The following is a 24745-nucleotide window of genomic DNA, read 5'->3' on the forward strand; positions in this document are numbered from 1 at the left end:
CTTATCTATCCGTCATTCCCGCGCACACCCGCCATTCCCGCACACACCCGTCATTCCCGCACACACCCGTCATTCCCGCGTACACCCGTCATTCCCGCGAAGGCGGGAATCGAGCCTGCATACTTATGCTGTTATTTCCGCTAAAGCGGAAATTTACAGTGCTGGATTCCCGCCTTCGCGGGAATGACGGTGTGTGTGTCATGGTGAGCTTATTTAAGCATGGGTTTTAAAAATGTTCCCGTGTGTGACTTTTTGATTTTGGCTACCTGCTCTGGTGTGCCGGTAGCAATAATTTCGCCGCCGCCACTGCCGCCTTCCGGTCCGAGGTCAACAATCCAGTCGGCAGTTTTGATCACATCAAGATTGTGCTCAATAACGACGATGGTATTGCCGTGGTCACGCAGGCGATGCAGTACTGCTAATAATTGTTGAATATCGTGGAAGTGTAAACCGGTGGTAGGTTCATCAAGAATATATAAGGTTTTACCGGTGTCGCGTTTTGATAATTCTTTCGAAAGTTTAACGCGCTGCGCTTCGCCACCGGATAGGGTGGTGGCTGCCTGACCAAGGCGAATATAGGATAGGCCCACATCAACCAGGGTTTGTAATTTTTTAGCGATGGCAGGGATATTAGTAAAAAATTCGCTGGCCTCTTCGATAGTCATATCAAGCACTTCGTGAATGCTTTTACCTTTATAACGAATCTCTAATGTTTCACGGTTATAGCGTTTGCCTTTGCAGACATCGCAAGGTACATAAACGTCTGGCAGAAAGTGCATTTCTACTTTGGTAACACCATCACCCTGGCAGGCCTCGCAGCGGCCGCCTTTAACATTAAAACTAAAGCGCCCCGGTTTATAACCCCGTGAGCGTGCCTCTTGTGTGCCGGCAAAGAGTTCGCGCACTGGCGTAAAAATACCCGTGTAGGTGGCAGGGTTTGATCGAGGCGTTCTGCCGATAGGGCTTTGGTCAATATCAATACATTTATCAACTTGATCCAAGCCAGTGATTTCTTTAAACGGAGCCGGAGTTAATGTGGTGGCGCCATTAAGTTCGGTAGCGGCAATCGGGTAAAGCGTGCCATTAATCAGTGTTGATTTGCCTGAGCCAGAAACGCCCGTTACACAGGTCATTAAACCAATAGGGATTTCCAGTGTAACGTCTTGCAGGTTATTACCGTTGGCACCTTGTAAGACCAGTTGTTTTTCTTCATCGTTGGGGGTGCGTTCTTCGGGGATGACAATTTCTTTTTTGCCTGAAAGGTATTGGCCGGTCAGGGATTTTTTGGATTTAATAATATCCTTGTAAACACCCTGGGCGACAACTTCGCCACCGTGGACGCCTGCGCCGGGGCCGATATCGATAATATGGTCGGCCAGGCGAATGGCTTCTTCATCGTGTTCAACAACCAGTACGGTATTGCCCAGATCGCGCAGGTGGATCAAGGTTTTTAATAGGCGTTCATTGTCCCGCTGATGTAAACCTATAGAGGGTTCGTCAAGAATATACATAACGCCTACCAAACCTGCGCCAATCTGGCTGGCCAGGCGAATACGTTGTGCTTCACCGCCTGAGAGGGTTTCTGCACTGCGGTTTAGGGTTAAATAATTTAAGCCAACATCAACCAGAAAAGTAAAGCGGTCGCGTAGTTCTTTTAAAATTTTATCGGCAATTTTTCCCTTGCGACCGGGGAGTTTTAATTTTTCGAAATAATCCCTGGCTTCCCCCACCGGCATGGCAACAATTGAGGGCAGGTCGCGGTTTTTAATAAAAACATGCCGCGCTTCTCGCTTTAAACGGGTGCCATCACAATCTGGACAGGATTGTGTACTTAAAAACTTCGCCAGGTCTTCGCGGACTGATTGTGATTCAGTATCTCGGTAGCGCCGCTCCATATTCGGAATAATACCCTCAAAGGTATGGGTGCGCTGGTACATATCGCCACGGTCATTGATATAGCTAAAGCTAATTTCTTCTTTACCGGAACCTTGCAAAATAACTTTTTGGTTTTTCTTGCTGAGTTTTTCAAAGGGCGTATCGATATCAAAATCATAATGCTCCGCCAGGGATTTCAGCATATGGAAATAATACACGCTGCGACGATCCCAGCCGCGAATGGCACCCTCTGCCAGACTGGCATCCGGGTGATGGACTAAGCGGTCTTTGTCGAAGAATTGTTTAACACCCAAACCGTCACAGCTACTGCAAGCGCCGGCGGGGTTGTTAAATGAAAATAGCCGGGGTTCCAGTTCGCTAATACTATAGCCACAGACAGGACAGGCAAATAAGGCGGAGAAGACGATATCGTCTTTGTTGCCATCCATATAACTGATGGTGGCAGTGCCACTGGTTAGCTCGATGGCGGTTTCAAAGGATTCGGCCAGACGAATTTGTAAATCATCACGCACCTTAAAACGATCGACCACCGCTTCGATGGTGTGCTTTTTATTTTTTTCCAGTTCCGGCACTTCATCCAGGTCGTAGACATTGCCGTCGATTCTGGCCCTGACAAAACCATTGGCGCGCAATTGGTCGAAGACATGCACATGTTCCCCTTTGCGTTCTTTAACAATGGGGGCCAGCAGCATTAGCTTGGTGCCTTCGGGTAAGGCCAATACGGCATCAACCATTTGACTGATAGTTTGGGCTTCTAGCTTGGCGTCGTGGTCGGGGCAGCGGGGTTCGCCGACACGGGCAAATAATAAACGCAGGTAATCGTATATTTCGGTGATCGTACCGACGGTTGAGCGTGGATTGTGAGATGTGGATTTTTGCTCAATAGAAATTGCCGGTGACAGGCCTTCGATATGATCAATATCCGGCTTTTCCATCATCGATAAAAACTGGCGGGCATAGGTGGATAGTGATTCTACATAGCGTCGCTGACCTTCTGCATAGAGCGTATCGAAAGCGAGTGAAGATTTTCCTGAACCGGACAGGCCAGTAATCACCACCAACTTATCGCGGGGAATATCCAGGTCAATATTTTTGAGATTGTGGGTGCGTGCGCCCCGAACAAGAATTGTATCCATGTCTTACTATACCCGTTTGACCCGCTCGCGGATCACTACTGCAAACAGAGCATTATAAGTCTCTGGGCTTGTCTTAGGCAAAGCAAGAGTGGTTTATTTTTTATGGTGTTGGTTTGAGCTCATGGCTGGTCAGATTGGATCTGTCGCGGTATAGTTCAGGGCATAACTAAATTGATTGTATTGTTGGAGAGTTCCATGGCACGTGGCATAAACAAAGTGATTCTGGTGGGTAATTTGGGTAATGAGCCTGAAACGCGTACCTTCCCTGATGGCGGTAGTTTAACCAATATCAGTGTCGCCACCTCTGAGAGCTGGAAAGACAAACAAACCGGCCAGCAGCAAGAGCGTACCGAGTGGCATCGTGTGACCTTTAACGGTCGCCTGGCTGAAATCGCTGCGCAATATCTGCGCAAAGGTTCAAAGGTTTATATCGAGGGTTCTTTGCGCACTCGCAAATACCAGGATAAGCAAACCGGCGCTGACCGTTATGCTACGGATATAGTAGCCCGCGAAATGCAGATGCTGGATTCAAGACAGGATATGGGTGGCCAGCAGGGTGGTTATCAGCAGCCCCAGCAGCAATCTCAGCAGCAATCTCAACAACAACCTCCGCAACAACAGCAACAGCCTCAGCAGCAACCGCAAGCTGCTCCCGCAGGCAACTTTGATGATTTTGACGACGACATCCCATTTTAGGATCTTTTAAGTAGACGGTAGTTACAGTGAAAGTTCTGATCATTGCTCTGGATCACCAGATTCGCGATGCGCTGGAAGCGCAGTTGGATATTCGTGGTCGGGAGTATGAGTCTGTAGGTCTGGAGTGGCTCAAGCACGAGGGGCTTGTTGATGTACAAAACCCGCCCTTAACCATTCCCGGTGATATTTCCGTGGTAGTCAATGCCCTTAGCCTTGAGTGCCTTGAGCAGCATTTGGCGGATGAAGAATTAGTCGCCTCCCTGGCCTTGTTGGCCCAGGCCTGTGAGCAGGCCGCTATTCCCATCCTACAGTTATCCAATAGCCAGGTTTTTGATGGCAGTGATGGTGGTCGTTATCGCGAGACTGACGAGGTTGTGCCCGCCAGCCAGGTTGGTGGCTTGCTATCCCGTATGGAAGAGTTATTAAGAGGAAGTTGTAGCAGTCATATTATTTTACGTATTGGTCCGTTGTTTAGTGCAGTGGGTGATAATTTAGTGACCACCTTAATTCGCCAGTTCAAATCGGGTGCAACCTTAAGCCTGAGCAATGGCGCCAGCAGTTGCCCGATGCATGCCCAGGACCTGGCGCGAGTAGTATCAGCCATTATTGACCAGCTAAGTTGTGGTTGTGACAGTTGGGGTACTTATCACTATTGCAGCTCTGACCCGGTCAATGAATATCAGTTTGCTGAAACGGTGCTGGCTGTAGCTTCCCAATACGCGGAGGCTTATGACCATTCATTAAAGTTGGAGCCTGTAGATATAGCAAATACCGATTGGCCCCGTCCCTTATTGAACTGTGAAAAACTGCTCAATACCTTTGGTATTAAGCAGCTGCCCTGGCGAACCTTCGTAGTGCCCGCCGTGAAGGCAATCTTTCAGCAACAATCAACCGAGGAAACAAGTGATGAGCGTTAGTACCGGAAGTGAGAGACAAAGTCTGGGCGTAGCCGTGCTGACCGTTTCTGATACTCGCACAGAGGAAAACGATACCTCTGGCCAGTATTTGGTCGACAGTCTGTTGCAGGAAGGTCACCGCTTGTCTGACAAGCAGATTGTGATTGATGATATTTATTTAATCCGGGCGGTGATTTCCCAGTGGATTGCCAATGCGGATGTGCAGGCTATTTTGATTACTGGTGGTACCGGTTTTACGGGCCGTGATTCTACGCCGGAGGCGGTCAGCGTTTTATTTGATAAAACGGTGGAGGGTTTTGGTGAGTTGTTCCGGTATTTATCCTATGACGAAATTGGTACTTCAACGGTTCAATCACGGGCGATTGCCGGTTTGGCCAATGAGACGGTGATTTTTTGTATGCCGGGTTCCACCAGTGCCTGCCAGACAGCTTGGGGTAAAATTATTCGCGAGCAGTTGGATAGTACTTATCGCCCCTGTAATTTTGTAGGTGTGCTAAAAACTCGCGCCGAGCAGAAGGATGCCTAAGGCCGGGCTTAAAACCAGAACGCCGCTAATGCCAGTGGAAGACGCCCTGGCATCCATCCTTGCGGCGGCAACGCCTATTACTGAAACTGAAACCGTTCCTTTATTGCAGGCATTGGGCCGTGTACTGGCTGCTGATCAATTATCAGCTGTGGATGTACCGCCCTGCGATAACAGTGCAATGGACGGTTATGCGATTCGTTATAGTGACCTGGCCGCCGGTGGTGAGTTGGCCATTAGCCAGCGTATTCCCGCCGGGCATATGGGCAGGCCTCTGCTAGCAGGAACTGCAGCGCGAATTTTTACCGGTGCGGCGGTTCCTGATAATGCCGATACGGTAGTGATGCAGGAGAATACCGAGTCAGTCGGTGATGGCATTAAGATCATCGCAGCTATTAAAGCTGGCCAGAATATTCGTCCTAAAGGGCAGGATATTCATTGTGGCAGCGTGGTGATTGCCAAAGGCAAACGACTACAGCCCCAGGATATTGGTTTATTGGCGTCTATTGGCGCTACCCGTGTTGAGGTGTTTCGGCCATTAAAGGTAGCGGTGCTATCCACCGGCGACGAATTGGTAGAGCCGGGCACGCCATTGGCTGAAGGCCAGATTTATAATTCCAACCGATATACTTTGTCGGCATTGTTAGCGGCAATGGGATATGAAGTCATTGATGGCGGTATTGTCGCCGATGATTTTGAGTTGACCTGCCAGCAGTTACAGGCGCTGGCTGATAAAGTGGATATTATTATTTCCTCCGGCGGTGTTTCCGTTGGTGAGGAAGATCATGTTAAGGCGGCAGTGGAGTCTTTGGGTGAGCTTGGCTTGTGGAAGTTAAATATTAAGCCTGGCAAGCCTTTAGCCTTTGGCTCGGTTAACGGTACCCCGTTTTTTGGCCTGCCGGGTAATCCTTCGTCAGTCTTTGTAACGTTTGCTTTGTTGGCTCGCCCTTATTTATTGCGCTATCAGGGGCAGACTGAAGTTGCTCCGGTAATCACTAAAGCTAAAGCCGGGTTTGATTGGGGTAAGGCTGGTACTCGTCAGGAGTATTTGCGGGCTAAGGTGCAGGGTGATGAGGTGATCTTGTATCCGAACCAGAGTTCAGGTGTTTTAGCTTCTGCCAGCTGGGCGAATGCCTTGGTAGTATTGCCGCCGAATACGACAGTAGCCGCTGGCGATGATGTGCAGCTTATCCTATTGGCTGATTTATTAGGCTAAACGCGCGCCCCCATCATTCCCCTTATCCCATCATTCCCGCGAAGGCGGGAATCCAGCGCTGTAGATTTCCGCTTTAGCGGAAATAACAGCATAAGCATGCAGTCTGGGTTCCCGCCTTCGCGGGAACGACGCGCTTTTTTAGCTATCGACTTTCTGGAACACCACACTGGCGTTGGTGCCACCAAAACCAAAGCTATTAGACATAGCACGGGTGATAGTTACATCATCCTGACGCTCAGTCACAATATTCAGCTTGGCCGCTTCCGGATCCAAATTCTCAATATTGGCGGAAGCACAAACAAAGTTATTTTCCATCATCAACAGTGAGTAAATCGCTTCCTGCACACCGGTGGCGCCCAGTGAGTGACCGCTTAGTGACTTGGTAGAGCTGATCATGGGTGAGTTATCACCAAAAGCTTCAACAATAGCTTTTAGTTCCTGGATATCACCAGCGGGGGTTGAGGTGCCGTGGGAGTTAATATAATCCAGTGGACCGTCAACGGTGGCCAGGGCCTGTTCCATACAGCGAACCGCACCTTCGCCGCTAGGGGCAACCATATCGTAGCCGTCAGAGGTGGCACCATAGCCAACCACTTCCGCATAGATTTTCGCGCCGCGAGCTTTGGCGTGTTCATATTCTTCTACCACCACCATGCCAGCACCGCCCGAGATAACAAAACCATCGCGGTCTGCATCGTAAGCCCGTGAGGCTTTTTCGGGGGTGTCATTATATTTAGTGGATAATGCGCCCATGGCATCGAACAAGCAGGTCAAAGTCCAGTGCTCTTCTTCACCGCCGCCGGCAAAAATCACATCTTGTTTACCCAGTTGGATCTGCTCCAGGGCATTGCCAATACAGTGGGCGCTAGTGGCGCAGGCAGAAGAAATGGAGTAGTTAACACCCTTAATCTTAAAAGGAGTCGCCAGACAGGCTGATACCGTGCTGCCCATCGTTTGGGTAACTCGATAGGGCCCAATACGCTTAATGCCTTTTTCGCGCAGAATATCCGCTGAGGCGATCAGGTTAGCTGATGATGCACCGCCGGAGCCTGCGATAATACCCGTGCGAGGATTAGAGACTTGCTCTTCGGTCAGGCCGGAATCTTTCACCGCCTCTTGCATCGAGATATAGGAATATGCGGCTGCATCGCCCATAAAACGCAATTGTTTGCGGTCGATATACTCTTTGAAATCAATATCAATGGTGCCGGCAATATGGCTACGCAGCCCCGCTTCTTTATAATCTTCACGGTACTGTATACCTGATTTGCCTTCTTTCAGGGACTCCAGTACGGCCTCTTTGCCCGTACCAATGCAAGATACAATGCCTAGTCCGGTAATTACTGCTCTTTTCATAACTGCCTCGTATTTCAAGGGGTAGTGCAAGGGTTGGGCGGCTTTAGTGGGCGCCCGGTTAAATAGGGTTCTGTCTGGGCTTAAAAAGCCATATTCTCAGGCTGGAATAAACCAACCCGCAGGTCTTTGGCGGTATAGATGACTTTGCCATCGACAGCAACGGTGCCATCGGCAATACCCATAATCAACTTTCGCTCAATAACTCTTTTAAAATCAAGATGATAGGTGACTTTTTTGGAGTCCGGCAGAATCTGGCCGGTAAATTTGATTTCGCCAGCGCCCAGCGCACGGCCGCGACCTTTATTACCTCTCCAGCTTAGGTAAAAGCCCACCAGCTGCCACATGGCATCCAGTCCCAGGCAGCCGGGCATAACCGGGTCCCCTTTAAAGTGGCAATCGAAAAACCAAAGGTCAGGGTTAATATCAAGCTCGGCAATCACTTCCCCTTTACCGTGCAGACCTCCATCCTTGGTCATATTTAGGACTCTATCAATCATTAACATGTTGTCAGAGGGTAATTGGGCGAAGCCTTCACCAAATAAAGTGCCATTACCAGAGGCCATTAGCTCTTCTTTGGTGAACGAGTTTTGATTGTGGGCAGACATAAAATGTTCCAATGTGGGGACTTTGTAAGCACGGATGAGTGAAAAGTGCGCATTGTAATCTATGGCAGCCCCGCAAGCCAATAATTGCCACATTTAACGTGTTGATTGCACTGGGAATATAGGAAGGCTTGATATAGCATGTGCCGTCGTTAAGATAATAAATTTAAGCGTTTAACGGCTATACGTAGAGGTATAGAGACATAAGGGGATATAGTTGAAAGTTGCGGTTATAGGTACAGGCTATGTGGGCCTGGTTACTGGTGCCTGTTTCACTGAGATGGGCAACCATGTGGTCTGCATCGACATTGATGAAGCCAAGCTGGATCGCCTGCGCAATGGTGAAGTCCCTATTTTTGAGCCGGGTCTGGATACGGTGGTTAGCGCCGGTATTGAGGCGGGCTTATTGCGCTTTAGTTCTGATATTGCCGATGCCATCAAAGATGCCGAATATATCTTTATTGCAGTCGGTACCCCGCCGGGTGAGGACGGTTCCGCCGATTTGCAGTATGTGCTGGCCGTAGCCCAGAGTATTGGCGAGCATTTACAACACTACGCCGTGGTTATTGATAAATCGACCGTGCCAGTAGGAACTGCTGATAAAGTTAACGAAGAAATCGCCCGACAGTTAGCCGCCAGGGGAGTTGATATCGACTTTGATGTTGTCAGCAACCCTGAATTTTTGAAAGAAGGGGCAGCGGTAAATGACTTTATGCGCCCCGACCGGGTCATTGTTGGAACCAATAGCGACCAAGCCCGCAAAAAAATGACCGAGTTATATAGCCCATACCTAAGGTCAAGTGACCGCCTGATGTTTATGGGGGTGCGGGATGCTGAAATGACCAAATATGCGGCCAACGCTATGCTGGCAACAAAAATTTCATTTATGAACGAGGTGGCGGGCCTGTGTGATGAACTACAGGTAGATGTTGAGAATGTAAGAAGAGGCATTGGCTCCGATAGCCGAATTGGCTACTCTTTTATTTATCCCGGTTGTGGTTACGGTGGTTCCTGTTTCCCTAAAGACGTTAAAGCATTAGTCCATACCGCTGAGCAGTCTGGTTTTGAGCCCACGCTACTGGCAGCGGTGGAGCATAGAAACAACAGACAAAAACAAAAGCTGTTCAGTAAAATTTCCAGCTATTTTAGCGGTGACTTAAAAGGCAAGCGCATCGCTGTTTGGGGCCTGGCCTTTAAACCGGGCACCGATGATATGCGTGAAGCGCCCTCCATTGTTTTAATTAACGCCCTGATTGAAGCTGGCGCCAAAGTATGTGCCTTTGACCCCGTGGCAAAAGCAACAGCAGCCGGGGAATTTCCACAGCAATGGTTAGCTGACGGCCAATTGCAGATAGTGGATTTCCAATATGACGTATTAAAACAAGCCGATGCTCTGGTGTTGGTTACGGAGTGGAAGCGTTTTCGCCAGCCTGACTTTGAAGCAATGAAAGAGTTAATGAATGAAGCCATTATCTTTGATGGTCGCAATCAATATGACCCTGACTATTTGAAGTCTATTGATTTTAAATATAGCGGAATTGGTCGTAATAATTTTTAATGAAAGCATGTCATAGAGGACATTATGTTAATACCCGTATTGTTATCCGGCGGCGTTGGTAGCCGCTTATGGCCACTGTCCAGAGAACTTAACCCAAAGCAATTTCTTCCTTTGGCTGGCAGTTTAAGTTTGCTGGAGCAAACCATGGAGCGCACCCAAAGCTTAAATGCCGGCGCGCCAATTATTGTGTGTAATGACGAACACCGCTTTACCGTAGCCGAGCAAATGCGTGGTATCGGTGCCAACCCCGACGCCATTATTCTCGAACCCATGGGCAAGAATACTGCGCCTGCGGTTGCAGTGGCGGCTTTACAGGCCATCAAACAAAGCGCCGATAGTGTGATGCTGGTAATGCCCGCCGACCATGTTGTTAGGGATGTCAGTGCATTTTCAGCGGCGGTTGAAGTGGGTATGACTGAAGCCAAACAGGGTAAGCTGGTTACTTTTGGCATTGTGCCCGAGTCCCCGGAAACCGGTTATGGCTATATCCGCCGCAATGCAGAATTGTCTGCCGGTAGTTATGCCATTGCTGAATTTGTTGAAAAGCCGTCTTTAGATATTGCCCGGCAATATGTTGATAGTGGTGACTACTACTGGAATAGCGGTATGTTCCTGATTGGTGCCCAGGCCTACCTGGATGAGTTGCAGGCCTTTGCTCCCGATATGCTGTCGGCGGCCCAGGCTGCCTTTAACAGTGCCGATAATGACCTTGATTTTGTGCGCTTGGGTGCTGATGAATTTGCCCAGTGCCCCAGTGACTCCATCGACTATGCGGTGATGGAAAAAACCGATAAAGGCGTAGTCGTACCCATGTCCTGTGGCTGGAGTGATGTGGGTGCCTGGTCCAGTTTGTGGGAAGTGGGTGATAAAGACGCTGCCCACAATGTCACCGTGGGTGACACCATGATGCATAATACTAAAAATAGTTATGTGCACAGTAATTCCCGCTTAGTGACCACAGTGGGTATTGATAATATCGTCGTAGTTGAAACTCCCGATGCAGTACTGGTTGCCGACAAGGATCAGGTTCAGGATGTAAAAGCCATTGTTAATACGTTAAAAGCCGAAGGTCGAAGCGAAGCTAACACACATACTAAGGTGTATCGCCCCTGGGGTTCTTATGAGTCCCTGGCGATTGCGGACCGTTTCCAGGTTAAGCGTATTATCGTCAACCCGGGTCAAAAATTATCACTGCAATTACATCACCACCGCGCAGAGCATTGGATTGTTGTTAGTGGCACAGCAGTGGTTACCTGCGGTGAAACAGAATCTATTTTATCCGAAGATCAATCGACTTATATCCCTCTGGGTACCAAGCACCGCCTGGCTAATACGGGGGTGATTCCCCTCGAGTTGATTGAGGTGCAAAGTGGTAGTTATTTGGGTGAAGATGATATTGTTCGGTTTGAAGATGTCTATGGTCGCAGTGAAAGTTAATTTTATACAGGGTTTATAATAATGATTAATAAATGTTTATTTCCAGTCGCGGGTTACGGTACACGCTTTTTGCCAGCCACTAAATCCATGCCCAAAGAAATGCTTCCTGTGGTTAATAAACCACTGGTGCAATATGGAGTTGAAGAAGCCATTGCTGCAGGCATGAACCAAATGGCTTTTGTGACGGGTCGTGGCAAGCGTGCCATTACTGATCACTTTGATATTAGCTATGAACTGGAGCACCAAATTGCTGGTAGCGCCAAAGAAAGCTATTTAACCAGTATTCGTGGTGTTCTCGACCAGGCGACTTTCACCATGACGCGCCAACGAGAAATGAAAGGCCTGGGGCATGCTATCTTGACTGGCGAAACCCTGATAGGTAACGAGCCGTTTGGTGTCGTGTTATCGGATGATTTATGTATCAATAATGGCGATGCTGTTTTAGCGCAGATGGTCAACCTGTATAAACAGTTTCGTTGCAGCATCGTGGCGATTCAGGAAGTACCAAAAGACCAAACTGAAAAATACGGTGTTATTGCCGGTGAAGCTTTAAAAGATGGCCTATACCGTGTTGACGATATGGTTGAAAAACCCAAACCTGAAGATGCGCCATCCAACCTGGCGATTATCGGCCGCTACATTTTAACGCCGGACATTTTTGATATCTTAAAAGATACGCCACCAGGAAAAGGCGGCGAAGTACAGCTTACAGATGCGCTGTTAACCCAGGCCAAAAATGGCTGTGTGATGGCCTATAAATTTGAAGGTAATCGTTTTGATTGCGGTAGCGTTGATGGTTTTGTTGAAGCGACCAATTACGTTTATGAAAATGTCTATAAAAATAATTAAGAGATAGATCGACATGTCCAACGAGTTAACCTGTTTTAAAGCTTACGATATTCGCGGCCGCGTGCCCGATGAATTAAATGCGGATATCGCCTACGCGATTGGCCGTGCTTATGCACAAGTTGTGTCGCCAAAAAAAGTGGTAGTGGGGCACGATATTCGATTGAGTAGCGAAGAAATAAAAGCAGCGGTTTCTAAAGGCCTGATGGATTCTGGTGTCGATGTTTATGATATTGGCCAGTGTGGCACCGAAGAAATCTACTTCGCCACTTTTCATGCCGAGATGGATGGTGGTATTGCAGTAACGGCCAGCCACAACCCGAAAGATTACAATGGTATGAAGTTTGTTCGCGAAGGTTCAAAACCGATTAGCGGTGATACCGGTTTATTTGATATTAAAAAGTTAGCTGAAATTAATGATTTTGCTGAGGTGGCGACTAAAGGCCAGCTTTATCCTTTGGATTCAGCGGAGGCTTATATCGATCACCTGTTGTCGTATGTCGATGTCAGCACCTTGAAACCACTTAAGGTGGTGGTCAATGCGGGCAATGGTGGCGCCGGCGCAGTGATTGATCGCATTGAAGCTAAATTACCTTTTGAATTTATTAAACTGCACCATAACCCCGATGGTAACTTTCCTAACGGTGTTCCTAACCCGCTGTTAGTTGAAAATCGCCAAATCACCATTGATGCCGTCAAAGAGCATAATGCCGATTTGGGTATTGCCTGGGACGGTGATTTTGACCGCTGCTTTTTCTTTGATGAAAATGGCGAGTTTATTGAGGGTTACTATGTGGTTGGCCTATTGGCAGAGGCCTTTTTGCTAAGCAACGGTGGAGAAAAAATTGTCCACGACCCGCGTTTGACCTGGAATACTATCGATATTGTTGAATCCAGCGGTGGCGCTGCCGTTGAAAGTAAAACAGGGCATGCTTTTATCAAGGAGCGCATGCGCCTTGAAAATGCAGTTTATGGCGGTGAGATGAGTGCGCACCATTATTTCAGGGATTTCGCCTACTGTGATAGCGGTATGATTCCCTGGTTGTTGGTGACACAGCTGATTTCAAATCGAAATATGCCCTTATCTGAAATGGTCGCAGAGCGAATGAAAGCCTATCCATGTAGTGGTGAGATTAATCGCAAGATTGATGACCCTGCGGCGGCTATTGCCAGGGTTGAAGCGCATTTCACTGCAACTGCAGACAGTGTGGAGCGTGTCGATGGCCTAAGTATGAGTTTTGGCGACTGGCGCTTTAACTTGCGCATGTCCAACACCGAGCCGGTGGTTCGATTAAATGTTGAAAGCCGTAACAACACAGCTTTGATGCAAGAAAAGACTGAGCAACTACTGGCCTTCTTGGCGGATGGATAAAAAATAGCTGCGGGCTGCTACACAGGCCTGCAACTATTTTTGATAATAGTCTTTGTACCAACTGACAAAGCGTTCCACCCCGGTTTCAATATCAGTTTTGGGCTGGTAATTAATATCCCTGATTAATGAGCTGACGTCAGCATAAGTATCAGGCACATCCCCGGGCTGCATGGGCAGCAGATTTTTAATCGCAGTTTTGCCCAGCGCCTGCTCCATCAATTCAATAAACCTCATTAGTTCAACGGGCTCATTGCAGCCAATATTATAAATTCTATAAGGTGCTTTGGATGATGCCGGGTCAGGCTCATTGCTGTTCCAGTCTGCATTGCCTTCGGCGGTTTTATCCATAACGCGAATAACACCCTCAACAATATCGTCGATATAAGTGAAGTCGCGTCGATGATTGCCGTAATTAAATACATCGATAGGTTCGCCGTTTGAAATCTTGTTGGCAAAGATCATCGGTGCCATATCCGGGCGCCCCCAGGGGCCGTACACAGTAAAAAACCTCAGGCCTGTGGTGGGTATGTCATAAAGGTGACTGTAAGTGTGTGCCATTAATTCATTGGATTTTTTGGTGGCCGCATACAGGCTGACCGGGTGATCGGCGCCGTGTTCTATGGCGAAGGGCTGTTTGGTATTGGCGCCGTAAACTGAACTGCTGGAGGCATAAACCAGATGTTCAACGGCGTAATGGCGGCAGCATTCCAGCATATTGGCAAAGCCCACTAAATTTGAGCTGATATAAGTGTGCGGGTTGGTAATCGAATATCGCACTCCAGCCTGTGCCGCCAGGTGAATGACCTTAGCAGGTGTGTGCTGCTTGAATACGGCTTCAAGGGCGCCGTAGTCTGACAGGCAAAATTCCCGGTGCTGGTAATTGGGGTGCTGGGTCAGCCGGTCAAGTCTTGCCCGTTTAAGTGTGGTGTCATAATAGTCATTAACATTGTCTATGCCGATAACCGTCTCGCCGCGAAGCAACAGCTGTAAAGCGACTTCGCAGCCAATAAAACCTGCGGTTCCAGTGACTAGTATTGTCATAATGTATATCTCAATGGATCCATCATAATTATTGCGCGCTAATAATAGCAGTACATTGATGCCCTGTGTCCGACATTGGTCGCCAATCACTGGTTATTGGCATAATTTTCGCAATCAGACATCGTAATCTCGCCAACTTATATTAAACTAGATAGGTTATTAGTTGGAACTTACTGATAATCAGTCCAAAATTACTGAACACGGAGTGTTAGGGCATTAACTGCCTTTGCTTGGTGTCATTTTTAATCATTGCCTTTAATGCGGATCAAAGGCATGGCCAGATCAAGGAATTAGTAGCATTGGCACATATCAGAGTTTTTAATCATTATATCCAGTCGCCCTACGTTGTGCTCGCAGCTATTGAGTTTACCATTCTGGCGGCCTGTGCCTATTTGAGCATAGTGCTCACCCAGCCTGCTGTTATCCTGGAGGCTGCCCAGTTTGGTCTGGTTATCCGCTTTACCCTTATCTATGCCTCCGTCATGCTGCTAAGCACCTTCTCTATGGGGGTGTATGAAACAGGTGTTAAAGAGAACTTTGCAGCAATGGCTGTGCGCAGTGTGGTCAGCTTTTGCCTGGTAGGCGGTATTTTGATGTTGCTGCTTGGCTATATTTTATTCAGTGTGAGTGTGATGAAAGGGGCGCTTTTCACCGCCGTAGCCTTATCCCTTGCGAGTGTGCTGGCTGTGCGCTACGCATTTTACTCTGTCGTTGATGCCGTTCGATTGCGTCGAAGAATACTGGTACTGGGTGCCGGAAAAAAGGCCGCGCAGATGATCGAATCCATTCGGGCAGAAGCTTCCGTGGGTTTTGATATTGTGGGTTTTATTCCCTCGGACGGAAATAGCATTGAAGTACCCGAGCATCAGTTGTTGGACTCTGTCGGCGGTATTGGGCATTTAGTCTCAAAACACAATGTTGATGAAATTGTGGTGGCTCTGGATGACCGGCGTCGTGATTCGGGAGGGTATTTCCCCCTCGATGAATTATTGGACTGGAAGTTAAACGGCGTTCGGATTACGCCATTGGTTGGATTTTATGAGCGTGAACTGGGTCGTATCGAATTGGCTGAAATTCATCCCGGCTGGATGGTTTTTGGTGATGGCTTTCGATACAGCCGTTCCCGGGATGGCGGCAAGCGAGTCTTTGATATAGGCATATCGTTAGTGTTGCTGGCACTGGTTTGGCCGCTTATGTTGATGACCATGCTCGCTGTATTTCTGGAAACCGGGCGTCCTGTGCTCTATAAACAACAGCGGGTGGGTTTTAATGGCCGAGTGTTTGAAATTGTTAAATTTCGCAGTATGACCCAAAATGCAGAACAAGACGGCAAGGCTGTATGGGCACAGCAGAATGATGCAAGAGTAACCCGCATTGGCGCCTTTATCCGAAATACTCGGCTGGATGAGCTGCCGCAAATATTCAATGTATTAAAAGGCGAGATGAGCTTTGTTGGCCCCAGACCCGAACGGCCAGAGTTTGTGGGTGATTTGGCGAAGCAGTTACCTTATTATGAAGCGCGCCACCGCGTTAAGCCCGGCTTGATGGGATGGGCGCAACTTAAATATCCCTATGGTGCCTCTGTCGAGGATGCCGCTAATAAGCTGGTTTATGATCTTTATTATGTGAAAAATCATAGTGTTTTGCTGGATGTTCTTATTGTCGTGCAAAGTGTTGAAGTAATTTTGCTTGGGAAGGGGGTGCGTTAACAGTGCTTAATCATATAAAAGTGTCAGGGGTAAATCCTATGAAAAGTGACAAAAAGGCGTTAATGGTGGAAGGGCTACCAAAGCTGCTTCTATTATTAGGTCTATGTGTATTCATCGCGGCTTGTAATTCATCGGGCAATACGTATCAAATGTCGCCGGTAATGGTGCAGGAGTATAGTAGCGAGCCCTATAAGATTGGTGTCGGTGATCAAATTAGAGTGGATGTATGGGGTAATGAGAAGTTGTCTTTGGACGTGCCCGTAAGGCCGGATGGGATGATATCAATGTCACTGATTGGTGATGTTTTGGCCGCCGGAAATACCACCGAGTCACTGTCAGAAGCCATTGCCAAAGAACTGCTGGTTTATATTAAAAGTCCTCAAGTTACCGTGATCGTTACCAACCCCAGTAGCTCCGATTTTCAATCCCGCATCCGGGTGACCGGTGCAGTCAATAGCCCGCAATCCGTTCCCTATAGAAAAGGTATGACCGTGCTGGACTTAGTGCTCATGGCAGGTGGCGTTAATCAATTTGCTATACCCAGTGAGGCAAAACTGTATCGCAGGGTGTCGTCAGAAATAAAAGTCTATGACATCAATCTCGATGACATACTTAAATATGGAAAATTAGAGACGAACTATATGTTGGTACCATCAGATATCGTAACTGTTCCAGAACGGTCGTTTTAATAGCTCGGGAAACCAAAAAAAATGGAAGCAAGTTATTTTACAGAGCTATTTAGTGCCGTCATTCGCGAATTGGTAGAGTGGCGAAACTGGGTTGTTGGCGTACTCCTGGCTGTTACCTTCACCGTTTTAGGTGTGGGCTTTTTTTGGCCTGAGCGCTACGAAACCAGCGCAATGCTCTATGCGGATGTCACCAATATTATTCAGCCCCTGTTGAAAGGCCGGGCCGAGGTGACAGCCATTGACCGCTCAGAGCAGGCCAGAGAGCAAATCTACACCAGAAAGATCATGCTTAAAGTTGCCAACGATATGGGGATGATTGGCCCCTTGACCACGGTTGAAGAGCAAGAAGGACAGATTGCAGCCTTAAGGGACAGCGTTGAAATCAAAAATGAGGGCAAGAATTACTTTAGAGTCATCTATTCCAATCAAGACCAGGATGCATCCTTCAATGTGTTAAATGCGGTGGTGGATTCCTTTATCACCGACACCTCTGAGAAAAGACGGCAGGAAAGCCGCAGTGCCTATGAATTTATTGAGCAACAAGTAGTCACCTATAAGCGTCAATTATTACTGGCTGAAAAACTGCTAAAAGAATTTAAATCTAAAAACCTGGATGGTGATGAGCGCTCAGTATCAGCAAGAATTAACCAGCTGCGCTTACAGATCGAAGAACTTAAGCTAACCATTGGCGAAACCGATGCCAGAGAGAAATCCCTGCGTGAGCAGATGAAAAGCGAAAGCGAATATCTGTCTGCAAAAAGTAAAGTGGATGAAGAAAAAGCCAGATTGAACCTGCTGAAAGAACGCCTGGATATATTGCGATTAAGTTACCAGGAAACCTACCCAGACATTGTTACCCTCAAGCAGCAAATTTCTGCGCAAGAACTAATTATCGATGCAATGAAGGGCAGTGACTATCGCTCGGGTAACTCAAGCTCAGATTCGGTAGAAAACCCTTTGTATGAAGAGCTCAGAAAACAGCAGGCACAAGCTGAGGTGGATTTACGTAGTCAAAAGAACCGCCTGGCTTCTGTACAGAGAATGCTAAAGGAAGAATACCTTCGAGCTGAAAGAATTGCCTCAAAGGATGCGGAGTTGGCCGAGTTGGTGCGCGATTATGATGTGACCCGTGATATCTATGAAGAAATGCTGGGGCGAAAGGAAAAGGCGCGCTTGTCAATGACGCTGGATGTTGAAGGCCAGGGGATAAATTTCAAAATTCAGGAACCGGCAGTCTACCCACTATATCCCTCGGGCATTCGCTTTATTCATTTTGTTTTGGCAGCGCCTCTGGTGGGTTTATTGGCCGCCATTGGTATCGTCGTATTTTATGTATTGGTCGATCCAAGGTTGCGGTCACCGGCGCAGTTGACGGATTCCTTGCCCGCCAATGTTGAATTGTTAGTTGTAGTTCCCCATATTCGCACAAGATTAACAGCCCGGTTGGTCCGTGTAGATATGCTGGTGCTGTCATTTGTATGTTTAGTTGCCGCAGGTCTTTATGCCGGTTTGGTTTGGGGGCGTTTAAATGGTTATCTATAAGTTGGCCGTCTTGGTGTCATTGGCTGCAGGTGGAAAAAATTATGATTACTGAGATGAATGGAAGAAACACAAATGACATTGCCCGTATGTCAGAGATTGCCCTAAAGACACAGGATGAGCTGGCGGCTTTCAAAATTATTTACCCGGGTATGGCGCAGCGCGAAGTGCTGAATGCTTTTAGGGATTTAAGAACAAAATTATTACACAAAACCCACGGCAGTAACTGTGTATTGCTAGTGAGCTCGCTAAGTACCGGAACCGATTCCAGTCTGGTCTCTATGAATCTTGCCACATCATTTGCGCTGGATGAGCAGAAAACCGCTATTTATATTGACTGCAATTTTGAAAACTCTTTTAGCGAAGAGTTAATCAAAGGCAGTTTTGATGTTGGTTTGATGGACTACCTGGATGATACCCGTCTTGATTTAAAAGACATTATTTATTCTGCAGGTATTCCCCGCGTAAGGGTAATACCCCCGGGTGCCGGTGATGATACTTCAGTAGAGAGACTTTCTTCGCCTCGAATGTTCGAGTTAATTAAATCCGTCAAAGACCGCTACCCAGACCGATTTGTGGTTCTGGATGTGCCGCCAGTCAGTGATTCATCCCTGGCGAGAATTTTATCGCGCGTGGCAGATTTGGCGGTGTTGGTTGTGCCTTTTGGTAAAGCGACATCAAATCAGGTAATGGCCGGTGTAGATGCCGTTGGTGAAGAGAAGTTTGCCGGACTGGTGTTTAATAATTAAAAGAGGCGTACTCGATCGCCTCAATACAAGATAAAGGGTAATAACATGTCGACAAATAATGACACATTGATTTGCGCACTTAAGTCTCTACCACTTGTTCTTGCCGTTGCGGCGGCTAGCTCCGCCAGTTTTGCTTTGGATTTAAGTGCTACCGCCGGCCTGCAAGCTGAGCACAGCGACAATATGACCAAGGCGCCAGACAATAAACGCAGCGATTTAAAAAGCACGGTTTCCGCGTCGGTGAATGCTGAGCATGAGGGTGAAAAAGTTAAAGTGGACCTCAGCTATAGCGCGGCTCGTTCCAGCTATCAGCAAGATAGCTTTGATGACGAGACCCGGGTGAACGGCTCCGGCAGCGTAGTGTATGAGCAGATTGACCAGCAACTTATCTGGACTTTAGAAAACTCTCGAAAAAATGTGATCAAAAATAAAGCGTTAAATGATGTAGAAGATAATCGCGAAGACCGCTCTATATCCAGTGCCCGGGTCGATTTTATAATGCGCCCTTCATCGGTCGATAGTCTTACCTTTAGCCCCAGCTACACCGATATAAAATATGAAGATACCGATAACCAGGATTCTGGGCGTATAGGCGGGCGTATTAACTGGACGCGTGCCTTAAGTAAAATTGACCGTGTGGGTTTGCAAGTCAGTTATGACGATGTGACCTTTGATAGCGACCTTTTTGATTACGAGTATTATCTGTATACCGTAAATTACCAGGCGAGCCTGTCGAAGCTTTCTTATTCCATTACTGCAGGTATGAACGAGTCAAAGCGGACTAATGATGACTACGATGGCCAATACTTCAAAGCCAATGCTAACTATAAAGTCAGCCGATCACTATTCAGCCTGGATGTACTGCAGGAACTAACAGATACGTCGCGGGGAACCAATAATGAAGGTCTAAGCGAAAACTCTTCAGACTTTGAAGAGGTTGATGTGTTTGAGCGAAGCAGCATAGAAATAAGCTACCAAAGCGAAGGCCTTTGTAACTCCTGTACACTTGATCTCTCATTAATGTATGAAGATGAGAACTATGAAACTCTCCCCCGTGATAATGATGAGATACGGTTAAATACCCGTCTTTCTTATCAATGGAGTCGTTTGATTAGCTGGGATTTGGGTTTGATATGGCAAGATGTAAGCTTCTCTAATCAAGCCTTGGTTCAAAGCGATTATGAAAGCCTGGTGTATCGCGCAGCCTTAAGATGGCAGTTAGTTGAAAAACTGTCAGCAGGTTTTTACATTGCCTATGAAGACAAAGAATTTGATACAGAGGACCGCGATTACGACGAGCTTAAAGGTGGTGTCAATTTAACCTATAGCTTTGACTAGGTGATGTTTGTTGTTTCCTGTTGAAACTGTAGATGTCGATAAAACGGAATGATAAAGGCTCCGATGCAGTCAGTGATTGAGGTAATAAATTACTGGGTAAACACCCAGCCCCAGGCTGTAGCGGTTCAGGCTGGGCAAAGCTCGCTTAGCTATCAGCAGCTGGACCACTTGTCGAACAATGTGGCCATTAACTTGCAGGCAAAAGGAGTCGCTGTAGGTGATGTAGTTGCTATCTGCATGCCCCGTGAAATCACTATCTGGCCAGTGATATTGGGCATCTTTAAAGCCGGTGCTATTTACCTTCCTGTAGAACAGCAGTGGCCTTTAGGTCGAGTTGAAGCTGTTTTAAAACAGGCGGCCTGTAGATTTATTGTTGGTGATAGCGCAGCTGGCAATATCCCGTCCGCACAAAAATTATTAGCCCCTGACACTCTTGTTAAGCCCGCCTCAGCCGCGCCATCATTTTCACCGCTGTGTTGTGATACGGCCTATATTATTTTTACATCAGGCTCGACAGGCCAACCCAAAGGCGTAGCAATAACCCATCACTCCCTTTGGCACCTGCTCGACGTGATGAAAAATACATTGGCCCTGGATAATTCATTAAGACAACTATGCATCACTTCCTTTGCCTTTGATTTAGTGATGCCAGACCTGTTTCTTCCGTTAGTCACGGGTGGTTGTTGCGTATTGGATAATGGCGCTGCGATTAATTCCCCCCAGTGTTTGGCCGACCAGTTATCCGCTTTGGAAATTAACCTATTACAGGCGACCCCGGGTACTTTCCAAACCTTAACTGACTCCGGTTGGCCCGGTAGCAACAAACTGCAGATAATCATTGGTGGTGACAAAGTGCCAAAGGCACTGGCTGATAACCTGGCGACCAAAGTCAAAAAGGTATGGCACTGCTATGGGCCAACCGAGGCTACAGTCTGGTCTGCAATAGAGTCGTATCCCGTCAACGGACAACTGGCTTTTTCTGGGGCCCTACCGGGTTACAGTTTCTATTTAGTTGATGAACAAGGGCAGCTAGTCACCCATACCAATGGCAAGGGTGAGTTATTGATTGCAGGTAAAGGTTTAGCGCTGGGCTATATTGGTCAACCGCAACTGACCGGGCAGAAGTTCGTCGACCTTGGGCTTCCTGAAGGTGTGCAACGGGTTTATAAAACGGGTGATATATTCCAGTACGATGAAAATATGCGGCTTAATTACAGAGGTCGTGTTGATAACCAGGTCAAGCTAAGTGGTCATAGGGTAGAGCTGGGCGAAATTGAATCATTGGCCGAAACGGTGAGTGGCGTAACACGCTTTGTAGCAGAGCCGCGTAAAGAACAATTAACCGGTTTTTATACAGCGACCGATAACCCGGAAGTGATTGAAAAAGCCATCAAAGCCGAACTGGAAGCCAGGCTGCCGTGGTATATGTTACCCACGCAGTACATCCACGTTCCAGCCTTGCCATTAAATGCCAACCAGAAAGTTGACCGCAAAGCATTGCACGCTATCAATGCCCCGACTGATTTGCCCCCTGCCAATAAAGAACGCGAGTCAGAGACTTTTACCTACTATAAGACGCAAATCCAGCTAGCCTGGCGAGATGCCTTTGATAGCGATATTGATGAAAACGCCAACTGCTTTGACGAGGGAATGGACTCATTGAAGGTGGTCAGTCTATTGGTGGCCATAGAGGCGCGATTACAGATCAATTTGGCCATGACCTTCGTTTATAGCCACCCTGGTATAGCTGAGATGGCCGCTGCCCTTGAGTCACAGTACCATGGCTCAGCGGCAAGTGACGAGTTAAGCCAGAGTCCGCAGTTAATAAAATTGCAGAGTGGTGAAGGTACGCCTTTGGTCTGTATCCATCCGGTAGGTGGTGGTGTTTTTCACTATAGGCTTATTGCTAAATATTTACAGAGCGTGTCCGTCTATGGCCTGCAAGCACAGGGCTACGATGGTGGTGAGCCCCTCTATGATGTTGTGACTATGGCCGAGCGATATGCTGGCGTTATAGAAAAAAGCTTACCAACTAAAAACGTTCGTTTGCTAGGCGGTTCAATGGGTGGCGTGTTGGCTGTAGAAACCGCAAAGCAACTTAAAGCAAAAAATATCCATGTTGAAGATGTCTATTTGCTGGATGCTGTTGGCAGAGTTGAGGGTGGTAACCACAAACGCAGACCCATATCCTTTAAGGGAGTGGTAAGAGGGCTGTCACTAAGACTCAAAGATAATTGGATGCAATTAAAGGCAAAATTAATCTTCAGCGTCGGCGCACGCCTACCTCATGTCTGGCGTTATCAGTACCTTACTTTGGTCAACCATAAAGCGCTTGATAAATATTTAGCTAGCGAGCATTACGAAAAAAAATACCAGGGCAGGGTGATCCTGTTTCGGTTACCGCCACAGCCCGAGGGGCAATACTCTGATAAGTGCTTAGGGTGGGATAAAATTATTAACCCTGAACCTATTGTTTATTATGCACAGGGTAGCCACCATCAGTTTTTAGAATCTAAAGATTTTGAGTTGGCGTTAAAAGCGCATTATTAGCTGTTATTACAGGGCGGAGTTTAACCCGGATTGATAGCCGTCAATAATACTGTCAGTCATTGCCAGTAGTTGAGATATTTCACCTGTACAAATTTTATCGCAGCTTTGGCTAATGCTTATCAAGGCGGCTTCTCTTTTTTGTAATAGCGTTTGGTAGATTTGTAGAGGCTTAACCCATTGAGCGTTACTTGTTGTGTGGTCGCCAATAAGATAGCTATAAACTGACAAAACCTGTTTACCTGTGCGCCTATGCTTAAGGGTGACTATCTCTACCTGATTGCCGTTAGCGGTTAATGCCTGGGTGGCATCAGTTTTAAACCAGCTTTCAGGATAAAGCCGGTTGTCTTCATAGATCAGCTCTTTACCTTGTGTTTCATATAAAAAGCCTCTAATCGAAATGTTTAGTACCTGTTGGTTAGCAAGCCCTGGCTGTTGTAAATTGAGGTTGATATCAGCATCAGCGATACGGGGCGCCCAAGGGCTGGCACTAGCGGAAACCAACCCAGAATTTAAAAGATTTTTATAGACAGATGCAGTGACGGCTTTTATATCATGGCTGTCGAGGCTATTGTTATTCCATTGGTGAGTTGTAAACACCAGGCATACAGCGAGTATAGGCCAAGCCAACCAACGGGGGCTTTGGGGCGCAAGATGACGAGCGTCCGGTGTTTTAACATCCTTTTTTATTTCCAAATAGCGACCAAAAAGCATCAAGGGAATCGTGAAAATACCAAAAACAACCAGCCCCAGATTTTCATGATCGTTAATCACTGAACTTTGCATTTCAGTGATTTGGCCAATAGCAATAATACTAGTGACCCTTACCCAGTTGCAGATAACGCCCGTCAATATACCTGCGGCTAGCATTAACAGCTGGCGCTTTAAATTATGCAGGTATAAATGACCATAAATCAGGGAAAGAAAAACACACATCAGAAGATAATTGAGCCCACTGCATCCCGAGGCTACTACAAAATTACCGGCAGGTATGCTGATATGATTGCCCTGGATATAAACCGCAACACCAAAGAGATTTAGTGCCGATGAGCTAACCATGGTGGTTATATGTTGCAACGGAGGGTTTAATACGTCCCATACCGGTATAACGGTATAGAGAATTAAAATAGGAAAAGTCAGGCGCTGTCCGATAAATTTACCCGCCAATAAATACACCAGGCACAAAGCAATAAAGGGCAGCATTAACTGCTCACCTATTCTGATATTGCCAATATGGGCAACTAACCATGCCAGGCAGCCACAGATTAAGGCTAGGAGGGCTGGAGGGTAAGGCGAGAAGTCTGATAGCTTAAAGTGGCGCCACTGGCGTATCACCAATAGAATGGTGGCGAGCAATATATAATAGCCATGGGAATAAGCCTCGTGGTTAGTATCCCAGCGGGCATCAAGGGTGGCGGCGGAAGGGTAAAAAAGATAGGCGCTTAAAGCAAAGGCCAATCCGCTGGCGATTAGGTAGGCAGTTCTAAGATTCGGCATCACACTTTTTAATTGGTGAAATTACGGCTAACTTTAACAGAATTTTCTTATTTATGACTATACTATTTAGCTAAATACTAG

General features: G+C 47.2%; 19 protein-coding genes. 14 read left to right on the forward strand and 5 right to left on the reverse strand.

All coding sequences use genetic code 11. From position 1 onward, the window contains the following. Positions 1–209: 209 nt before the first annotated feature. On the reverse strand, positions 210–3032 hold the full coding sequence (gene uvrA / locus P8H32_RS04505) for an excinuclease ABC subunit UvrA (protein WP_301088560.1): 2823 nt from the start codon (positions 3030–3032) through the stop codon (positions 210–212). Between the two features lie 195 nt (positions 3033–3227). Between uvrA and ssb the strand changes: the two genes are divergently transcribed. The 4 genes from ssb to glp are packed head-to-tail and all read left to right on the forward strand — an operon-like array spanning position 3228 to position 6384. After that, positions 3228–3728: a single-stranded DNA-binding protein gene (gene ssb, locus P8H32_RS04510; RefSeq protein WP_297292021.1), complete on the forward strand. Its 501-nt coding sequence runs from the start codon at positions 3228–3230 to the stop codon at positions 3726–3728. 26 nt (positions 3729–3754) lie between these two features. Further along, complete coding sequence (locus P8H32_RS04515) at positions 3755–4645, forward strand: sugar nucleotide-binding protein (RefSeq protein ID WP_297292020.1); 891 nt, start codon at positions 3755–3757, stop codon at positions 4643–4645. Continuing rightward, positions 4635–5171, forward strand: a complete 537-nt coding sequence (gene moaB / locus P8H32_RS04520; protein WP_297292019.1) for a molybdenum cofactor biosynthesis protein B — start codon at positions 4635–4637, stop codon at positions 5169–5171. The genes P8H32_RS04515 and moaB overlap by 11 nt, the downstream gene beginning before the upstream one ends. Then, positions 5164–6384 carry a gephyrin-like molybdotransferase Glp gene (gene glp, locus P8H32_RS04525; RefSeq protein ID WP_301088561.1) on the forward strand — a complete coding sequence of 407 codons (1221 nt, stop codon included), beginning with the start codon at positions 5164–5166 and terminating at the stop codon, positions 6382–6384. Before moaB ends, glp begins: the two co-directional genes overlap by 8 nt. A 138-nt stretch (positions 6385–6522) precedes the next feature. On the opposite strand, the gene fabB is transcribed toward glp, so the two are convergent. Then, positions 6523–7740, reverse strand: coding sequence for a beta-ketoacyl-ACP synthase I (gene fabB, locus P8H32_RS04530; protein ID WP_297292017.1), 1218 nt, complete (start codon positions 7738–7740; stop codon positions 6523–6525). 80 nt (positions 7741–7820) lie between these two features. Further along, positions 7821–8345, reverse strand: a complete 525-nt coding sequence (gene fabA / locus P8H32_RS04535) for a bifunctional 3-hydroxydecanoyl-ACP dehydratase/trans-2-decenoyl-ACP isomerase (protein WP_297292016.1) — start codon at positions 8343–8345, stop codon at positions 7821–7823. Between the two features lie 214 nt (positions 8346–8559). Between fabA and P8H32_RS04540 the strand changes: the two genes are divergently transcribed. Genes P8H32_RS04540 through P8H32_RS04555 form a run of 4 tightly spaced genes read left to right on the forward strand, consistent with a single transcriptional unit; the run spans position 8560 to position 13555 of the window. Further along, positions 8560–9900 (forward strand): UDP-glucose/GDP-mannose dehydrogenase family protein, encoded by a 1341-nt coding sequence (locus P8H32_RS04540; protein WP_301088562.1) that lies wholly within the window; start codon positions 8560–8562, stop codon positions 9898–9900. Positions 9901–9924: 24 nt separating this feature from the next. Continuing rightward, on the forward strand, positions 9925–11337 hold the full coding sequence (locus tag P8H32_RS04545) for a mannose-1-phosphate guanylyltransferase/mannose-6-phosphate isomerase (RefSeq protein ID WP_297292014.1): 1413 nt from the start codon (positions 9925–9927) through the stop codon (positions 11335–11337). A 21-nt stretch (positions 11338–11358) separates the two neighbouring features. Beyond that, positions 11359–12186 carry a UTP--glucose-1-phosphate uridylyltransferase GalU gene (galU, locus tag P8H32_RS04550; protein ID WP_297292013.1) on the forward strand — a complete coding sequence of 276 codons (828 nt, stop codon included), beginning with the start codon at positions 11359–11361 and terminating at the stop codon, positions 12184–12186. Between the two features lie 13 nt (positions 12187–12199). Further along, positions 12200–13555: a phosphomannomutase gene (locus P8H32_RS04555; RefSeq protein ID WP_297292012.1), complete on the forward strand. Its 1356-nt coding sequence runs from the start codon at positions 12200–12202 to the stop codon at positions 13553–13555. A 33-nt stretch (positions 13556–13588) separates the two neighbouring features. On the opposite strand, the gene P8H32_RS04560 is transcribed toward P8H32_RS04555, so the two are convergent. After that, positions 13589–14596, reverse strand: a complete 1008-nt coding sequence (locus tag P8H32_RS04560) for an NAD-dependent epimerase (protein ID WP_297292011.1) — start codon at positions 14594–14596, stop codon at positions 13589–13591. Between the two features lie 233 nt (positions 14597–14829). Between P8H32_RS04560 and P8H32_RS04565 the strand changes: the two genes are divergently transcribed. The 6 genes from P8H32_RS04565 to P8H32_RS04590 are packed head-to-tail and all read left to right on the forward strand — an operon-like array spanning position 14830 to position 23170. After that, positions 14830–16305, forward strand: coding sequence for a TIGR03013 family XrtA/PEP-CTERM system glycosyltransferase (locus tag P8H32_RS04565; RefSeq protein WP_301088563.1), 1476 nt, complete (start codon positions 14830–14832; stop codon positions 16303–16305). Positions 16306–16343: 38 nt separating this feature from the next. Further along, positions 16344–16994, forward strand: coding sequence for an XrtA/PEP-CTERM system exopolysaccharide export protein (locus P8H32_RS04570; RefSeq protein ID WP_297292009.1), 651 nt, complete (start codon positions 16344–16346; stop codon positions 16992–16994). Positions 16995–17015: 21 nt separating this feature from the next. Further along, a complete protein-coding gene (locus P8H32_RS04575; protein ID WP_301088564.1) occupies positions 17016–18536 on the forward strand; it encodes an XrtA system polysaccharide chain length determinant in 1521 nt (506 codons plus the stop codon). A 41-nt stretch (positions 18537–18577) separates the two neighbouring features. Then, the gene (locus P8H32_RS04580) at positions 18578–19282 is read left to right on the forward strand and encodes a CpsD/CapB family tyrosine-protein kinase (RefSeq protein ID WP_297292007.1); all 705 of its coding nucleotides are present in this window, start codon (positions 18578–18580) and stop codon (positions 19280–19282) included. A 45-nt stretch (positions 19283–19327) separates the two neighbouring features. Continuing rightward, positions 19328–20620 carry a hypothetical protein gene (locus P8H32_RS04585; RefSeq protein WP_301088565.1) on the forward strand — a complete coding sequence of 431 codons (1293 nt, stop codon included), beginning with the start codon at positions 19328–19330 and terminating at the stop codon, positions 20618–20620. A 48-nt stretch (positions 20621–20668) separates the two neighbouring features. Beyond that, entirely contained in the window at positions 20669–23170 is a 2502-nt protein-coding gene (locus P8H32_RS04590; protein WP_301088566.1) for an AMP-binding protein, read from the forward strand. 6 nt (positions 23171–23176) lie between these two features. Here the strand turns inward: P8H32_RS04590 and xrt are convergent, their stop codons facing one another. Next, positions 23177–24664: an exosortase gene (gene xrt / locus P8H32_RS04595; RefSeq protein WP_301088567.1), complete on the reverse strand. Its 1488-nt coding sequence runs from the start codon at positions 24662–24664 to the stop codon at positions 23177–23179. Positions 24665–24745 lie beyond the last annotated feature (81 nt).

The sequence above is a fragment of the Oceanicoccus sp. genome, from assembly GCF_029238675.1.
Classification (GTDB): Bacteria; Pseudomonadota; Gammaproteobacteria; order Pseudomonadales; family Dasaniaceae; genus Oceanicoccus.

What these genes read in the sequence shown, in the direction of transcription:
- uvrA (WP_301088560.1), bottom strand. Translation starts at nt 3,032, where the DNA reads ATGGATACAATTCTTGTTCGGGGCGCACGCACCCACAATCTCAAAAAT.
- moaB (WP_297292019.1), top strand. Translation starts at nt 4,635, where the DNA reads ATGAGCGTTAGTACCGGAAGTGAGAGACAAAGTCTGGGCGTAGCCGTG.
- P8H32_RS04575 (WP_301088564.1), top strand. Translation starts at nt 17,016, where the DNA reads ATGGAAGCAAGTTATTTTACAGAGCTATTTAGTGCCGTCATTCGCGAA.
- P8H32_RS04585 (WP_301088565.1), top strand. Translation starts at nt 19,328, where the DNA reads ATGTCGACAAATAATGACACATTGATTTGCGCACTTAAGTCTCTACCA.
- fabB (WP_297292017.1), bottom strand. Translation starts at nt 7,740, where the DNA reads ATGAAAAGAGCAGTAATTACCGGACTAGGCATTGTATCTTGCATTGGT.
- glp (WP_301088561.1), top strand. Translation starts at nt 5,164, where the DNA reads ATGCCTAAGGCCGGGCTTAAAACCAGAACGCCGCTAATGCCAGTGGAA.
- P8H32_RS04545 (WP_297292014.1), top strand. Translation starts at nt 9,925, where the DNA reads ATGTTAATACCCGTATTGTTATCCGGCGGCGTTGGTAGCCGCTTATGG.
- fabA (WP_297292016.1), bottom strand. Translation starts at nt 8,345, where the DNA reads ATGTCTGCCCACAATCAAAACTCGTTCACCAAAGAAGAGCTAATGGCC.
- P8H32_RS04560 (WP_297292011.1), bottom strand. Translation starts at nt 14,596, where the DNA reads ATGACAATACTAGTCACTGGAACCGCAGGTTTTATTGGCTGCGAAGTC.
- P8H32_RS04570 (WP_297292009.1), top strand. Translation starts at nt 16,344, where the DNA reads ATGAAAAGTGACAAAAAGGCGTTAATGGTGGAAGGGCTACCAAAGCTG.
- galU (WP_297292013.1), top strand. Translation starts at nt 11,359, where the DNA reads ATGATTAATAAATGTTTATTTCCAGTCGCGGGTTACGGTACACGCTTT.
- P8H32_RS04555 (WP_297292012.1), top strand. Translation starts at nt 12,200, where the DNA reads ATGTCCAACGAGTTAACCTGTTTTAAAGCTTACGATATTCGCGGCCGC.
- ssb (WP_297292021.1), top strand. Translation starts at nt 3,228, where the DNA reads ATGGCACGTGGCATAAACAAAGTGATTCTGGTGGGTAATTTGGGTAAT.
- P8H32_RS04580 (WP_297292007.1), top strand. Translation starts at nt 18,578, where the DNA reads ATGATTACTGAGATGAATGGAAGAAACACAAATGACATTGCCCGTATG.
- xrt (WP_301088567.1), bottom strand. Translation starts at nt 24,664, where the DNA reads ATGCCGAATCTTAGAACTGCCTACCTAATCGCCAGCGGATTGGCCTTT.
- P8H32_RS04590 (WP_301088566.1), top strand. Translation starts at nt 20,669, where the DNA reads ATGATAAAGGCTCCGATGCAGTCAGTGATTGAGGTAATAAATTACTGG.